This is a genomic window from Pseudomonas sp. AC016 (assembly GCF_979253365.1).
Genome location: NZ_CEEDCC010000001.1, coordinates 523,596 through 538,376, shown reverse-complemented (window position 1 = coordinate 538,376; position 14,781 = coordinate 523,596). Strand labels below are relative to the sequence as shown.

The window sequence follows — 14,781 nt, the reverse complement described above, 5'->3', positions numbered from 1 at the left end:
TTGCAACCATCAAGCGTGCGTTGTTTCGCCGGTTTCAGGCAATGGGCTGAAGTCCAGGCGGGCGCAGGTACCCAGCGTCGGCATCGATTCCAGGGTCAGGCGCCAGTGAAAACGATCACAGATACGTCGCACCAGGAATAACCCCAATCCTTTTCCTGTCCCCGCTTTGGTCGACTGTCTGACCATGGTCAGGTAGCGCCGGGACGCTTCGGCCGTGTCGAAGCCCTCGCCTGAATCGGTCACGCTGACAATGCCGTCCTTGAGCCTTACTGCAATGGTGCCGTCGTAGGTGTTCTCGGCGGCATTGCGCAGCAGGTTGCCAATAGCGATGCGCAGCATGGCTTCCGGGGCGGACACGGTCAGGGTTTCATGGATGTGGATGGAGAACCGGACCGGTTTACCGTCCAGCAGGTGTTCATGATCCTTGATCAGCGCGGGCAACAGGCGGTCCAGTTCGATGGGGTCGTCCGCTTTGGCCACCTTCGGCTCGCGGGAAAGAAAGAGCAGGGCGACCATGATCTCCGTGAGGTTTTCCACCGTGGCGCGCATGCGTTGCAAAGGCGGCGTGGCAGTGGCTGGCAGCGTTTGCCGGTCCAGCACATCCAGCGCGCCGCTGATCACGGCAATCGGCGTGCGGAATTCATGGCTGGCCTGATCCAGCAGGCTGCGCTCGCGCGCCATGAATTGCTCGACCCGCTCCAGATGCGCATTGATGCCGCTGGCGATCTCCTGAAGTTCTTGCTGAACGTAGTGCACCGGCAGGCGCTGCGCAGGTCGTTCCGGATCAAGTTGTTTCATGCGATGGGCCAGTTCCTGAACCGGGCGACGCATGCGCACGTACAGCCAGGCAATCGCACAAATGATCAGCACCAGATTCAATAGCAGGTACAGGGCCCCGATCAGCGCAATCCTGTTCTGCTGGTGCTCCAGATCGCTGATGTCGATGGCGGCGATCATGCGTCCGGATTCGAGCGCTGTGACCAGTACGGCATAATCCGAATCACCGGGAAACCAGAGGCCGTTGTCCAGATCGCCTTCGCTGTAAAAACCCGGCCCAAGCGCTGTGAATTCTGCAGGCATGTCAGGTGCATTTCTGTCGCTCGTAAGTGTCCAGACCCTGATTCTGCCCATGTCCTGTGCAGCGGGCTGCGAAGGTGACTTCAGCGCGCTTTGCGTCGCGGTTTCCAGCAACTCTTTCCAGACTGGATGGTCGATGAGGTCCTGACTCATGGAGGCTTGAGTCGCCAGACCGGCCGTCATCAGCAGACCGAAACCGACCAGAATCAGACTGATCAACTGGTGCAGGCTGCCGCGGCTGCCGAAGAAGTCGGTCATGACAGCACGCACAGACGAAAGCCGATACCCGATACCGTGTGCAACAGCCGGTTCCCGGCCGCGCAATCGCTGTCGATGGTCCTTCTGAGCAAATGCATGTGCGAGCGCAGCAGATCGCCGTCCGGCACTCGATCTCCCCACACCAGCGCCTCAAGCTGGGGCCGCGTGACAACGTCGGGCGAGTTGCGCATCAGCACCTCCAGGAGGGTTCGCCTTATGGGCGAGAAGGACAACTGCTTTCCCGCTCGCGTAATGGTCTGCGTGCCCAGATCGAACCTCAGATCGCCAACCTCCAGCGTCTGTCGCACATTGGAACGTGGCTGACTGCGCGCCGCCAGCACCCGGAGACGGATTTCAAGTTCAGGCAGTGCAAGAGGCTTGACGATGTAATCGTCCGCCCCGGATTCGAAGCCTTCCAGTTTGTCTTCCAACTGATCTTTGGCCGTCAGCAGCATCACCGGAGTCGGGCTACCCATCTCATGACGAAGGTGGTGCAGCAGTGCGATGCCGTCCATGCGCGGCATCATCCAGTCCAGCACGATCACGTCGTAGGTGTTCTCCAGCAGCAGGCGTGTGGCGGCCTTGCCGTCGGGCGCTGCATCGGGCGTGTGACCGCAGGCCTCCAGGTAGTCGAACATGTTGGCCGCCAGGGCCAGATTGTCTTCGACGATTAACACGCTCAGTGAACGCTCGATCATGAGGGGCTGGAACTCTGCTGTATCGTTGATGATTCAGTCTGACAGGCATCAGAACTTGCGTGAAATACCGATAAACATTGATGTCGAGCTGTTGGTTCCATCCTCCACCAGCGGGCTGTCGGAAAGTTCGTCAGGGAGGCTGGTGTAGCGGATATTGCCGGACACTTCCCACTGTTTGCCGATGGGTTGAGAGAAGCCCAGGCCAATGTAGGAAACGTTGGCGCTTCCCGGCCGGTAGCGTGTTATGCCGCGCTGCTCTTCCTTGTTCAGGGTGCCGAAGTAGTAATCGACCAGATTGGCGGACATGTGCGTGGCGCCGATATGAGGCTTGAAGCGCGTTTCGCCCCAACGGATCGGATACGCGTATTCAAGGTTCATCGAGTAGCCATCGCTGGTACCGCTGATGTCTGATTTCGCGACCAGCTCGAGTTGCCCGCCGCTGCCCCGCAGACTGGCTGCAAGACCGGCGTCGAAGCCATTGTCGCGGTCCTCCAGCAGATCGCGGTCGATGCCATTTCTGGCCAACTCACGGCGACCGAAGTCATCGCGATCAATGCCGTCCATGTTCAGAGACACGATGGCATCCAGGGAAAATACGCCGGTATCCACCAGATGATAGCCGCCGGTTATGCCGTGCAGAAAAAAGCTGTCGCTGTCGTACTTGATCAGCGGCAGCGGATTGACCTGCGTACCCGCTCCGGCATAAGGGCTTTCGTTGATGGCTGCGCCAAGGCCAAGGCTCAGGCTCGACTGCTCGGCGAACGCAGCCTCGAAAGGCAACATGGGAAAGGTGAGGGCGGCGATGGCGGATACGGACAGTCTTTTCATCACAATCAGTTCTCGAGGGGTGAGCTTCAGTTGCAGATGAGTGTGGAGGTGACACTGTCGTTTCCGTGTCGCGGCGGCGCAACGTGACCTGGCCCGATCTTCAGCCATCGGCGCCTGGTCCAGGGGCGGGCCTGTGCAGATAGTTTTCAATCAGAGTCACCACTTCTGGAACGAAGTCGGGTCGTGCGAGGAGTGCAGGCCGGTCGGCGGTGACGGTGTGGATGATTGCGTGTGCTGCAACGCCCATCAGATAGATTGACAGGTCCGGGTCGGGCACATTCTTCATGAGCGGCGTCAGGACTTCTGCAAAGCGCCATTGCAGCGTATCTCTGTCGGTATCCAATCGTCGCACCGTCAGTGGCAATTCCTCATGAATGGCCTTGTGCACGGCAGGTGCAACGCGATGCTCGGCGACGAGCATCTCGACGATCATGGTCAGGGCACCTCGAAGCGTGGGCGACTCTGGCAGGTCTTGCAATACGTTCACCAGATCGGTGCGCGTGGCGGCAACGTGTCGTCGTTGCAACTCGGCAATAATCGCCTCCTTGTTCGGAAAGAACTGATACAGCGAGCCGATGTTGACACCCGCACGTTCGGCAATCGCATTAGTGGTGAGGCCATCCCAGCCGACTTTGGTCAAAATGTAAGTCGTTGCTTGAATTATCGCGTCAACGGTCGCACGAGAGCGCGCCTGAGCCGGTGTTTTTCTGGGTTTGACGGATGTTCGGCTTTTGCTCATGGGGCGCTCCGGAACATGAGTTTTTAAAAACTAAGTATTAACTTACGATTTGAGTCGTGAAAACACAACGTTCTTCACGTACTGAGAATCGAATCATGAACACACCTGATCCCGTACTTGCGTGGGAAGCCTTTCAGGCCGCGAATCGCTTTCGTCGAGCCATCCGGAAATTCAACGCCACCCCTGTTGCCGAAAGTGACGTGCAGGCTCTGCTGTCGGAAGCGGCTTTTGCACCTTCCAGCGGTAACATGCAGCCTTACCAGTTGCACTGGATTCGCGACCCTGTGTTGAAGGCCAACATGGCGGAGGCCTGTAACGGACAGAAAGCCGCTGCAACGGCAGCCGAATTCATCGTGGTGGTCGCAAGCCCCGCACTGGGCCTGCGTACCGCCAATGCACAGCTTGAGCATGTCGAAGGCTCAACAGGACTGGAGGAAAACTCCAAAGCTTATTACCGCAAGCAAATCGGCATGTTCCAGAAGGTTCTCGGAATCGGCTCTTGCGCGCTGTGGTCGCCCTTTGTCGCCTTTGCAGCGCTCCTGCGTCCGACGCTTTCCCTGATTCCCATAGGCCATCTGGGTGGTCGTCAATGGGCGGCACGCAATGCCATCTTCGCGGCACAGACCCTGATGCTCGGTGCCGCCGCAAAAGGCATCGACACCTGCCCCATGGAAGGCTTTTCCGCCTCACAGGTTGCCAGGCTGCTGAACATTCCACGTGGCTCCGTGATTCCGCTGGTCGTCGCACTCGGCTATCGGTCGGACGACGCCAGGATCGAGACGCGGTGGCGCAACCCGATATCGGAACTCGTCATCTCACATTGATCGCGCACCCGTTCCGACCGTTGCCGGATCGGTGTGGCGAGCATTGCGCGTGCCACTGACGGCTTGATGTGCCTTTACGTTCGGTTACCCAAATGAATTCCAGAATTTTATGTGACGCGAGCCTGCGCGGAAGGCGCTCGCTCGCTGGTCCGTGGTACTGGCGACTGTCGATACACGCACTGGGCATTGCGATGCTGGTGTCAGGCGGCTGTGCCTTGCAGCCAGCCTATGTGATACCCCCGCTGGCGGCGCCAACCGCCTGGAGCGCACAGCGTGAGCTGTCTGAAAGACAGACTGTCGGAGGGGATACCTCTTGGTGGCATCTTCTTCACGATGATGCCATCGACGCTCTGACAAAGGCGGCGTTTGCCGACAATCCGACCCTGATCCAGGCGTTGAGCCGGGTTGAAGAAGCCAGAGCTGACCTGGGCGTCAAAGCGGCTGCCACGATGCCTGCCGTTGATCTGGACGCCAACGTTACCCGGGCAAAGAGTCGCAACACCTCGCCGATTCAGTCAGGCGTGACGATGCTGAGTAACTCGGCCTCGGCAGGGCCTGCGTTCAGCTGGGAACTTGACTTGTTCGGTCGGATCAGTCATTCGGTGGACGCGGCCCGGGATCACCTGGACGCCCGAACAGCAGATGCCGCTTCAACGCGTCTCGCACTGGCTGCCGATGTCGCGAACGATGTGCTGTCGCTGCGTGCCTGCGAGAACTCACGGCGCGTATGGCTTGACGATATCGCCTCGCGGGAGAAAACACTGTCGCTGACCCGACTGCGTCTGAACACCGGGCTTGCCAGCTCGGTTGATGAGGCACGAATCCTCACAGGCCTGGCAAGTTCGCGCACCAGCCTGGCGACCCAGGTCGATCAATGTGCCCGTCAGGTCAATGCGCTGGTGGCGTTGACTGGCCAGAGTTCAGACGTTGTTCGTCGGCATGTCGGTATCACGCAGGCGGGACCCGGCGTAGATCAAGTGTTCATGCCGCGTGCACCTCGTGCGCTGCCCGAGCTGCCTGCCACGGTTCTGGCATCACACCCCGACGTTGTTTCAGCCGAAAGAGAAGCAGCAGCAGCCTGGGCCGATATCGCAGTGGCCCGCGCTGACCGATTGCCGCGTATCGATCTGGCGGCGGCCCTCAGCGGACAGTGGATTCGCGCTGCAGGCTCAAGCCTCGATTTCAACACCTGGTCCATTGGCCCGAGCCTGACCGGTCCGCTCTTCGATGGCGGGGCGGGGGCGGCAAATGTCAGGAGTGCCCAGGCTCGCTACACGCGTGCCACTGCCAATTTGCAGGCCACGGTTCGCACCACGACCGAGGACGTGGAGAACGCGCTGGCCGAGCAGGCCTCGGCAGCAGCGCGGGTGACCTCGACCCGGGAGGGTGTCGATGCCGCCCATACCACGTTCACTGTCAGTAACGACCAATGGAAAGCCGGAGCGATCAGCCTGTTCGAGCTGGAAGACAGCCGCCGACAGTTCGCCTCGGCACAGGACGCAGAAATCTCCGCCCGGCGCGATCAGGGACAAGCCTGGATCGCGCTCGTCAAAGCCACGGGCGCTGCTATTACCTTGACCCCGGACACCACCTCTCATGAATAAGTTATCGATCCTGGCCTCACTTTTCGGCCGCCGGTTACTGAGCCTGATCGTGCCGTGCGCGATGCTGATCACCGGCGGTGTGCTGTATATGCGGCCGACCGAAGCGACCCCGTCAACCCACCAGCCTGCTCCGGCGCTGACCGTGACCGTCGCCGCAGCAGTCGACACTCGTTGGCCCACGATCATCGAAGCCAGTGGCTCGGTTGCACCCTGGGAAGAGGCCGTGATCGGCGCTCAGGTTGCCAATCTCAGGCTGACGGACTTGCGCGCCAACGTGGGGGATCGTGTGAAGCGTGGGCAGTTGCTCGCCACCTTCGATGCCGACTTGTTGAGCGCCGATGAAGAGCGACTCAAGGCCAACTGGCTACAGGCCGATGCCAACCGCAAGCGTGCGTTGCTGTTGAAAGGCACGGGCGGCATGAGCGATCAGGACGTGCTTCAGTATGAAACCCAGGCCGATGTCACTCGAGCTCAATTGACCAGCACGCAGTTGCAATTGCGCTATGCCAGAGTCATTGCTCCCGACGACGGCGTGATCAGCGCACGCAGCGCCACAACAGGCGCTGTTTACGGTAATGGACAGGAGTTATTTCGTCTGATTCGCCAAGGCCGTCTGGAGTGGCGCGGCGAGCTGAATGCGGGACAAATGGCTCAGGTGCAGTCGGGTCAGCGCATCGACCTCCAATTGCCTGACGGTACGTCCGCGTCCGCCAGCATCCGCGAGTTGGCCCCCAGCCTGGACAGCCAGACCCGGCTTGGCCTGGCCTATGCCGACATCGATCCCGGCAGCACAGCGCGTGCCGGCATGTACGCCATCGGCAAGGTGAGTCTGGCCGAACGTCCTGCGGTGATCGTCCCGGCGGCCAGCGCGGTGATTCGCGATGGCCGCAGCTACGTGCCGATACTGCTCGGCGATAACCGCATCAGCCTGCAGGCGGTGACGGTGGGGCGGCGGCAGGACAGCCATGTCGAGATTCTGTCCGGCATCGCCGCAGGAGACCGGGTCGCGGTGCAGGGCGCCGGTTTTCTGAACGATGGCGACCTGGTCAACGTTGCCGCAACACCTGCGCAAGCGGGGGAGTGAATGATGAATTTTGCTACCTGGTCGATCCGCAACCCTATTCCTTCCATCCTGCTTTTCATTCTGCTTTCCCTGGCTGGCGTCATGGGCTTTCGCGCCTTGCCCATCGCCAACATGCCGGATGTCGATCTGCCCACCGTGGTCATCACGCTGACCCAGCCGGGCGCGGCTCCTGCACAACTGGAAACCGAAGTGGCGCGCAAGGTGGAGAACTCGCTGGCTACGCTGTCCGGTATCAAGCACATCACCACGTCCATTGTGGACGGACTGGTTACCATCAATGTCGAGTTCATTCTGGAAAAGCAACTTTCCGATGCGCTGATCGAGACCAAGGATGCAGTAGACCGCGTCAGGTCCGACCTGCCCACCGATCTGGAGCAGCCCTCCATCAGCGCGGTCCGGGTCGGCGGTGACGACGCGACCCTGTTGTACGCGGTAGCCTCGACAAAGATGGATGAGGAAGCGCTTTCCTGGTTTGTGGATGACACCATCAACAAGACGATACTTGGCGTGCCGGGCATCGGTAAGTTCGAGCGGGTCGGGGGCGTGCAGCGTCAGGTACTGGTGGAAGTCGATCCATCGAGCCTCGCCGCACAGGGCGCTACCGCTGCGGAAGTCTCGCGCGCCTTGAAAAACGTCGAACAGGAATCATCCGGCGGGCGAGGGCAGATGGGCAACGCCGAGCAGGCGGTAAGGACCATCGCCACGGTCAGGCAAGCCGCTGAACTGAACCGCTTGCCAGTGGTGCTGGGCAACGGCCGACGCGTCAATCTGGATCAGGTGGCAGTGGTGAAGGATACCTATGCCGATCGTACCCAGATCGCGACGCTCGATGGCAAGCCGGTGGTCGGTTTCCGCTTGTTCCGCGCCAAGGGGTTCGATGAGACCCGCGTCGCCGCTGGCGTGATCAGTGCGCTCGATCAATTGCACGCCGCTGACCCGACGCTTTCCTTTACCAAGGTGTCGGGAACCGTCGACTACACGCACGAGCAATACGAGGGCTCGATGCACATGCTGTACGAGGGCGCCTTGCTGGCGGTTCTGGTGGTCTGGTGGTTTCTGCGCGACTGGCGAGCCACGCTCATCTCCGCCTCGGCATTGCCCTTGTCGGTGCTGCCGACGTTTCTGGTCATGAACTGGCTCGGTTACTCGCTCAATACCCTGACGCTGCTCGCACTGGCGGTCATCGTCGGCATTCTGGTGGACGATGCCATCGTCGAGATCGAGAACATCGAACGGCACAGTCGCATGGGTAAACCCATCAAGCAGGCCGCAGGTGACGCCGTGACGGAAATTGCCCTGGCTGTCATGGCGACCACCATGACCCTGGTGGTGGTGTTCCTGCCTACTGCCATGATGAGCGGCGTTCCCGGTCTTTTCTTCAAGCAGTTCGGCTGGACCGCGGTGGTCGCGGTGCTGTCCTCGCTCCTGGTAGCGCGAATACTCACGCCGATGATGGCGGCCTATCTGCTCAAGACACATCCCGACAAGCAGGAACCGGCGGATGGAGCGCTGATGACGCGCTACCTGGGCGCGGTGCGCTGGTGCCTGAAACATCGTGGCCTGACCCTGGGGGCTACCCTGCTGGTGTTCGTCGCTTCGATAGCGATGGTCCCGCTTCTGGAGACAGGCTTGATTCCGGCGTCCGACAAGGGATATAGCAACATCAATGTGGAACTGCCTCCGGGCAGCAGTCTGGAGGCTACCCGATCGACGGTCGAGGCGGTGAGTCGCGTCATCAAGGACATTCCGGGTATCGAGCATGTGTTCAGTACGGTGGGGGTAGCTCAGTCTGCCGGGCATGGACAAACTCAGGCGGCTGAATTGCGTCGCGCGACCATGACTCTTGTGCTTTCTGACCGTGGTACGCGCGCCGGTCAGACCGATATCGAAAACCGCATACGCGGGGTCTTGCATGGGGTCCCGGGTGCACGGTTCTCGTTGGGCAGCGGCGGTCTTGGCGAGAAGATGGCGTTGATCCTCTCCAGTGATGACCCGGCAGCGCTCAAAGCGACCGCCCAGGCGCTGGAACGTGAGTTGCGGGATGTACCCGGCCTGGCGAACATTACGTCGACCGCGAGTCTGGAGCGTCCGGAAATCGTGGTTCGCCCGGATGCCCGGCAGGCAGCCGAGCGCGGCGTCACCACCGCGACCATCGGTGAGACGGTGCGCATTGCGACCAATGGTGACTTCGATTCGCAGATGGCCAAGCTGAACCTGGATAACCGTCAGATCTCGATACAGGTGCGTATTCCACAAGCCGCGCGGCAGGACCTGGAAACCATTGCCGGTCTCCGGGTGCGTGGTCGGGACGGGCTGGTTCCCTTATCGAGCGTCGCGCAACTGAGCGTAGAAAGTGGCCCGACCCAGATCGACCGGTATGACCGACGGCGCTATGCCAATGTCAGCGCCGATCTGGGGCACATGCCGCTCGGCCAGGCACTGGCCATTGCCCGATCCCTGCCAGCGATCCAGTCCATGCCGTCCAGCGTCAGGCTGATTGAAACAGGCGATGCAGAGATCATGGCCGAATTGATGGAAGGCTTCGGCATGGCCATCATTATTGGTCTGGTTTGCGTCTACGTGGTGCTGGTGCTGCTGTTCAGCGACTTCTTCCAGCCGTTGACCATTCTTTTCGCCATTCCACTGTCGGTAGGTGGAGCCTTTGTCGCTTTGCTGCTCACCCGGGGCATGTTGAGCCTCCCGTCCCTGATCGGTCTGGTGATGCTGATGGGGATCGTCACCAAAAATTCGATTCTGCTGGTCGAGTATTCGGTGATGGGCATCAGGAAGCAGGGCCTTTCAGTGGCAGATGCCCTGATCAATGCCTGCCACAAGCGCGTTCGCCCGATCATCATGACCACCCTTGCGATGATCGCGGGGATGATGCCGATTGCCTTGGGACTGGGGGCTGACGCGAGTTTCCGACAGCCCATGGCCATTGCGGTGATTGGCGGGTTGATGACGTCTACCGCCTTGAGTCTGCTGGTGGTGCCTGTCGCATTCACTTACATCGATGATCTGGAGCGCTTGCTGCACCGCTGGTTCAGCCGCGGAGCCGCTCACCATGGCGAGTCTATTCACTGATGTGTGAAACCGCCTGCGGCCTGCCCAGCCGAGTCAGGCCGTACAACACCGCACCGACCACAAGCATGACCCCGGCCCGCAGCCAGGTTTCCGGCCCTTGCTGAGTCAACAGCAATAGACAGGACAGTATCCCAAGGACGGGAATCACCCAGTGAACCTGAAAGTGGGCAGGCTCGACCTTGTCGCGCTTGAGCACGAGCACGGCCACATTGACGCTGAGGAATACGAACAGCAACAGCAGCACCACCGTTTCGGCGAGCGTGGTCAGGGTGCTGGTGAACGACAGCGCGATGGCAACCAGAGTGGTGACCAGAATGGCCACGCCGGGTGTGCGTCGATGCGGCAGCACACTGCCCAGAATCGTAGGCAGCAGTCCTTCGCGCGCCATGCCGAAGGTCAGGCGGCTTGCCATGATCATTGTCAACAGCGCGCCATTGGCGACCGCGATCAGTGCGATCAAGGCAAACCAGGGTGATGGAATCCCCAGGCCCGACGCCTTCACCACGTCCAGCAGCGGCGCCTGCGAATCCTTTAACTGATCGACCGGCAACACCATGGCCGCGCCCACGCCCACCAGCACATACACAGCACCGGCAATCAGCAATGCTCCGAACAGAGCGCGGGGATAGACCTTGCGTACATCCTTGATTTCCTCAGCCAGGTTGGCGGAGGTTTCGAAGCCGACAAAGGAATAGAACGCCAGCAGCGATGCCGCCAGAATGGCCGTCGCAGGGGAGGCCGTGTCCAGTTCGAACACCCGTTGCGGAACGCCCTGGCCCTGGCCGACGAACCAGGCTGCAGCCGCGATCACCATGACCAGTCCGCTCAGCTCGATGGTGGTCATCAGCAGATTGGCCCCCAGCGATTCCTTGATGCCTCGCGCATTCAACAGTCCGACGATAACCAGAAACCCGACACAGACCCATTGCGGTGGCACGCTGATCAGCGCTTGCAGGTAGTCACCGGCGAACGCAACGGCCAGTCCCGCTGCGCTGGTGACGCCTGCCGCGATCATCGAGAAGCCCACGAGAAAGGACAGCAGGGGTTTGCCAAAGGCTTTTTCGGCATACACCGCAGCGCCGCCCGCACGCGGGTACTTGGTGACCAGTTCGGCATAGGACGCTGCCGTCAGCAGGGCAAAACACAGCGCGATCAGCAAGGGCGCCCAGATGGCTCCACCCACGCGTCCGGCGATGGTGCCTGCCAGCGCGTAGACGCCAGCGCCGAGCACATCGCCAAGGATGAACAGCATCAGCATCGGAGCGGTGATCGCGCGTCGTAGTGACGCTTTTTCGTGACTGGCCATGGGGAGTGATTCCTTTCGGGGGCTGCGGCGTATCAGTTTCAGAGCATTGCAGTGACAGTTGGTTCTGACTTTCTGCCATGTGCACCGATCAGAGGCAACGTCTCAGCCTGCGTCTGCTCTGGAGCGTTGCGCAGATGAATGATCAATGGCCTGCTGAAGCTCGACGGCGTCGTGACTGCAAAAGATGCGCAGGTCGCGTCCCGCTGAAAGCGACAGGTTGCGCAACCGCATCTGATTGGCGACGCGCTCCTTGTGATCGGTGTCCATCATGCGTTGGTAAAAGCGCAGTCCCGGCGTGCAGCTGCGGTCGGCTGAACCGATTTCGCCACGGTAGAAATACGCGTCGCCTGCATGCAGTACCCAGCCCTCGGGCGTGCGAACGGCAATGCCTGCGTGCCCAAGGGTATGGCCCCGCAGCGGAACCAGAAGAATGTCGTCATCGCCCGTACCCAGCAGCGTGCGTACAGCACCAAAACCATTCCAGCGGTCGCCGTCAGTGTCATACAGCTTCCAGTCGTTCACCCTTTGCCATTGCCGAGCGCGAAATCTGCGCGAATCGCGCCAGCCTGCGGCGTTGCTGGCTGCGGACATTTCGTCACGCATGACATGTACGCTGGCCTGCGGAAAATCATGCAGACCGCCAGCGTGATCGAAATCAAGATGAGTCAGCACGATATGGCGAACATCCTCGGCACGAAAACCCAGCTGCCGGATCTGGTGCAACGCGGTATAGCGCTGCTCCAGCTGAATATTGTTGAAGTAGCGAAAGAACCGGCTTAAACGCCTTGAAGGCTGCTCCATATCCTCGGTTCCGAAACCGGTATCCACCAGCACCAGTCCGTCGTTGTCGGTTTCGATCAGCAGACAGTGACAGACCAGTCGCGCGGTCAGTCCTCGGCTGAAGCCGTCGAACAGCACCCCGCCGAGAGGGCACATGCAACCGCAGTTCAGATGATGGATGCGCACGGCCGCCTCCTCTCAATTCGAGATACGCTGTTCATGATTTGCGCCTCACTCTTCGTCCCGCCGCTTGCGGCAGCGTTCGAGCAAGCGCCTGCGCGGAGCTTCCGGACGAAGCTCGCGGATGATTACCTTCAAAACCTGCTTCAGCCTGCTGGCGATATCGCCCGTCAGAGAAGGCTTTGTGTCCCGTTTTCCCTCAGTGACCGTTGTGATCAATTCCTTCATTCAGGGCTCCCATGGCTGAAAGTCGACACCGCTTCGGTCTGGCCGGTGCGTGTCTGAAAAATGATCTTGATTCGAACCGGAAATTCAAAGCGATGATCTTCGGCCCTGACAGGCGGTTTCATGAAGTGAAACGTTGGTCATGCAAGGGAGTATTGGTCGGGCGCGTTGTCACAGTTGCGGTATCCGGATGAATCTGTGGAGGCTGGACGTTGAATATTGCATGCCTTGGCTGGGGGTCGTTGATGTGGGAGCCGGGCGCGCTTCCGTTGGCGGGTGAGTGGTACGCGGACGGTCCCGCGCTGCCGATCGAGTTTTCGCGGGTTGCAGATGGGGGAGAGCTGTCTACCGCCATTTGCCTGAACGCGCCGCCCGTTAAAGTGTGTTGGGCGCTGTTGGCGGTGTCGAGCGTCGAGGAGGCCTGCGCGGCGTTGCGTGAGCGTGAGCAGATCCCGGCAGAGCGGGAAGGCGCTACTGCCAGTCTGCTGGCTTCACGCAAGCCGGTCGGGGCTTTGATGGAATGGGCGTGGGAGCGGCGGATCGACGCCGTCATCTGGACGGCATTGCCGCCCCGGTTCGACGGCATTGAAGGCCGCGTCCCGTCGGTTGAGGATGCGGTGGCGTACCTTTCGGGTCTGACTGGTGAAACGCTAAAGCATGCGCGCGACTACATCGAGCAGGTTCCCGAGCAGATCGACACGCCCTATCGTCGGATTATCATGCGTCAGCTGGGATGGCATCCCGGATCCACGCTCTGAATTTTTGCGCGCTGTGAGCCGCGAACCTGAAACCTTTGCCGATGAAGGGAGTTGAAAGTGAAGCATGAACGTCATGAGCGGTTTGATGCTGTCTGGGTAACGCTTGAGCGATTGCGAGACGACATTCGAGGCCTTGAGCGCAGCGAGCTGGAGCGGGTGGCGCATTTGCGCGGGCATCAGACGGTCGATGATCTGGAGGCGTTGCAGCAGTCGTTCGTCAAGCTGGATCACGCTGTGCTGGATATCGAACAGACACTGGCAAGTCTGGGCGAGGCCACCGGGGAAATCGGAAAACTCTAAGATGTGGCGCTGTGCTGCCATGAACCATGTGTCAGTTGCACAGTCCTATTCGGGCCCTGAAAAAAGAGGCAGCAGTCCGTTGGGCAGTCCCTGCCTTTTATGGCTATTTCCTTCCCCAGAGACCATGCCCATCATGCGCAAGCACCTCCGTTTTCCATGGCGTGTCCGACTTTGCCTGATCTCGTTCGCGTCCTTGCTTGCTGTGCCTGCCATGGCCAGCGACGGGCAGCAGTTGGTCCAGAGCATCAATGCCTACCGTGCGCAGCCACAGCGCTGTGAGGCGCGAACCCCCAGGGCGGCTCGTCCATTGGGGCTGAACGATAGCGTCACGCTGCCCATCGTCTTCAACGGCAGTTCCCGCGATGCGCTCAAGGCCGCGGGCTACCAGGCAGTGACCGTACGCACCATCCGTCTTGCAGGCGCGCAGGACGCCAACGAGGCGTTCGGCATGCTCAAGGCGCGGTACTGCGGCGCCTTGCTGGATGCTCAGTACGCGGATATCGGCATCATTCGTGAACGAAACGATTGGCGCATCGTGCTGGCCCGTCCTTTGATCGACAGCAAGCTGAGTGACACTCGCTCGTCGGGCCAACTGCTGCTCGCACAGATCAATGAAGCGCGGTCCAAGCCCCGTGTGTGCGGCAAACGGCCGTTTGCAGCGGCGCAGCCTGTGGTCTGGAATGCAACGCTGGAACTTGCTGCCCAGGGCCACAGCCAGTCGATGGCCAGCGAAAACTATTTTCAGCATCGCGGTTTCGATGGCGACTCACCCGCTGACCGGGCGCGTGCGGCAGGTTACAGCGGCCGACAGATTGGCGAGAACATCGCGGCAGGTCAGAGCACGCCAGGCAAGGCCATGGCCAGTTGGCTGGCAAGCCCCGGACATTGCGCGAACCTCATGAATCCAATGTTCACCGAGGTGGGCGTGGCGTATGCGACCGGCCCACAGACCGATTATGGTGTTTACTGGACGATGCTGTTCGGTGGGCCTTGATGCCTGGCTTCACGACCGTTGGTCGTGCAGTCGAACAGACTG

General features: G+C 60.5%; 14 protein-coding genes. 7 read left to right on the top strand and 7 right to left on the bottom strand.

The features are described 5' to 3' along the window. Positions 1-9 precede the first annotated feature (9 nt). The 4 genes from AC0IXS_RS02215 to AC0IXS_RS02200 form a co-directional block, all read right to left on the bottom strand. Positions 10-1,335 (bottom strand): sensor histidine kinase, encoded by a 1,326-nt coding sequence (locus tag AC0IXS_RS02215; RefSeq protein ID WP_025994015.1) that lies wholly within the window; start codon positions 1,333-1,335, stop codon positions 10-12. Then, positions 1,332-2,033: a response regulator transcription factor gene (locus AC0IXS_RS02210; protein WP_471823623.1), complete on the bottom strand. Its 702-nt coding sequence runs from the start codon at positions 2,031-2,033 to the stop codon at positions 1,332-1,334. The genes AC0IXS_RS02215 and AC0IXS_RS02210 overlap by 4 nt, the downstream gene beginning before the upstream one ends. A gap of 48 nt (positions 2,034-2,081) precedes the next feature. After that, on the bottom strand, positions 2,082-2,861 hold the full coding sequence (locus tag AC0IXS_RS02205) for a MipA/OmpV family protein (RefSeq protein ID WP_163014834.1): 780 nt from the start codon (positions 2,859-2,861) through the stop codon (positions 2,082-2,084). Positions 2,862-2,961: 100 nt separating this feature from the next. Next, positions 2,962-3,600 (bottom strand): TetR/AcrR family transcriptional regulator, encoded by a 639-nt coding sequence (locus AC0IXS_RS02200; protein ID WP_057408117.1) that lies wholly within the window; start codon positions 3,598-3,600, stop codon positions 2,962-2,964. 95 nt (positions 3,601-3,695) lie between these two features. On the opposite strand from AC0IXS_RS02200, the gene AC0IXS_RS02195 reads away from it, so the two are divergent. The 4 genes from AC0IXS_RS02195 (at position 3,696) to AC0IXS_RS02180 (ending at position 10,196) form a co-directional block, all read left to right on the top strand. Continuing rightward, complete coding sequence (locus AC0IXS_RS02195) at positions 3,696-4,424, top strand: nitroreductase family protein (protein WP_449116894.1); 729 nt, start codon at positions 3,696-3,698, stop codon at positions 4,422-4,424. 92 nt (positions 4,425-4,516) lie between these two features. Then, positions 4,517-6,028, top strand: a complete 1,512-nt coding sequence (locus AC0IXS_RS02190; RefSeq protein ID WP_471823620.1) for an efflux transporter outer membrane subunit — start codon at positions 4,517-4,519, stop codon at positions 6,026-6,028. Beyond that, positions 6,021-7,112 (top strand): efflux RND transporter periplasmic adaptor subunit, encoded by a 1,092-nt coding sequence (locus AC0IXS_RS02185; protein WP_025994021.1) that lies wholly within the window; start codon positions 6,021-6,023, stop codon positions 7,110-7,112. The genes AC0IXS_RS02190 and AC0IXS_RS02185 overlap by 8 nt, the downstream gene beginning before the upstream one ends. A gap of 3 nt (positions 7,113-7,115) precedes the next feature. After that, the gene (locus tag AC0IXS_RS02180; protein WP_032652107.1) at positions 7,116-10,196 is read left to right on the top strand and encodes an efflux RND transporter permease subunit; all 3,081 of its coding nucleotides are present in this window, start codon (positions 7,116-7,118) and stop codon (positions 10,194-10,196) included. Here AC0IXS_RS02180 and AC0IXS_RS02175 read toward each other — a convergent pair. The 3 genes from AC0IXS_RS02175 to AC0IXS_RS02165 all read right to left on the bottom strand — a co-directional run bounded on the left by AC0IXS_RS02175 (position 10,186) and on the right by AC0IXS_RS02165 (position 12,690). Beyond that, complete coding sequence (locus AC0IXS_RS02175) at positions 10,186-11,502, bottom strand: APC family permease (RefSeq protein ID WP_191954273.1); 1,317 nt, start codon at positions 11,500-11,502, stop codon at positions 10,186-10,188. The two genes, AC0IXS_RS02180 and AC0IXS_RS02175, sit on opposite strands and share 11 nt — an antisense overlap. A gap of 102 nt (positions 11,503-11,604) precedes the next feature. Next, positions 11,605-12,468 carry an MBL fold metallo-hydrolase gene (locus AC0IXS_RS02170; RefSeq protein WP_137202005.1) on the bottom strand — a complete coding sequence of 288 codons (864 nt, stop codon included), beginning with the start codon at positions 12,466-12,468 and terminating at the stop codon, positions 11,605-11,607. A gap of 45 nt (positions 12,469-12,513) precedes the next feature. Beyond that, positions 12,514-12,690 carry a hypothetical protein gene (locus tag AC0IXS_RS02165; protein ID WP_155516676.1) on the bottom strand — a complete coding sequence of 59 codons (177 nt, stop codon included), beginning with the start codon at positions 12,688-12,690 and terminating at the stop codon, positions 12,514-12,516. A gap of 209 nt (positions 12,691-12,899) precedes the next feature. Here AC0IXS_RS02165 and AC0IXS_RS02160 point away from each other — a divergent pair, with 209 nt between their 5' ends. The 3 genes from AC0IXS_RS02160 (at position 12,900) to AC0IXS_RS02150 (ending at position 14,739) form a co-directional block, all read left to right on the top strand. Further along, positions 12,900-13,445, top strand: coding sequence for a hypothetical protein (locus AC0IXS_RS02160; RefSeq protein WP_240045216.1), 546 nt, complete (start codon positions 12,900-12,902; stop codon positions 13,443-13,445). Between the two features lie 57 nt (positions 13,446-13,502). Continuing rightward, the gene (locus tag AC0IXS_RS02155; protein ID WP_004886345.1) at positions 13,503-13,745 is read left to right on the top strand and encodes a hypothetical protein; all 243 of its coding nucleotides are present in this window, start codon (positions 13,503-13,505) and stop codon (positions 13,743-13,745) included. Between the two features lie 124 nt (positions 13,746-13,869). After that, on the top strand, positions 13,870-14,739 hold the full coding sequence (locus tag AC0IXS_RS02150) for a CAP domain-containing protein (protein ID WP_122669346.1): 870 nt from the start codon (positions 13,870-13,872) through the stop codon (positions 14,737-14,739). The last annotated feature ends 42 nt before the right edge of the window (positions 14,740-14,781 follow it).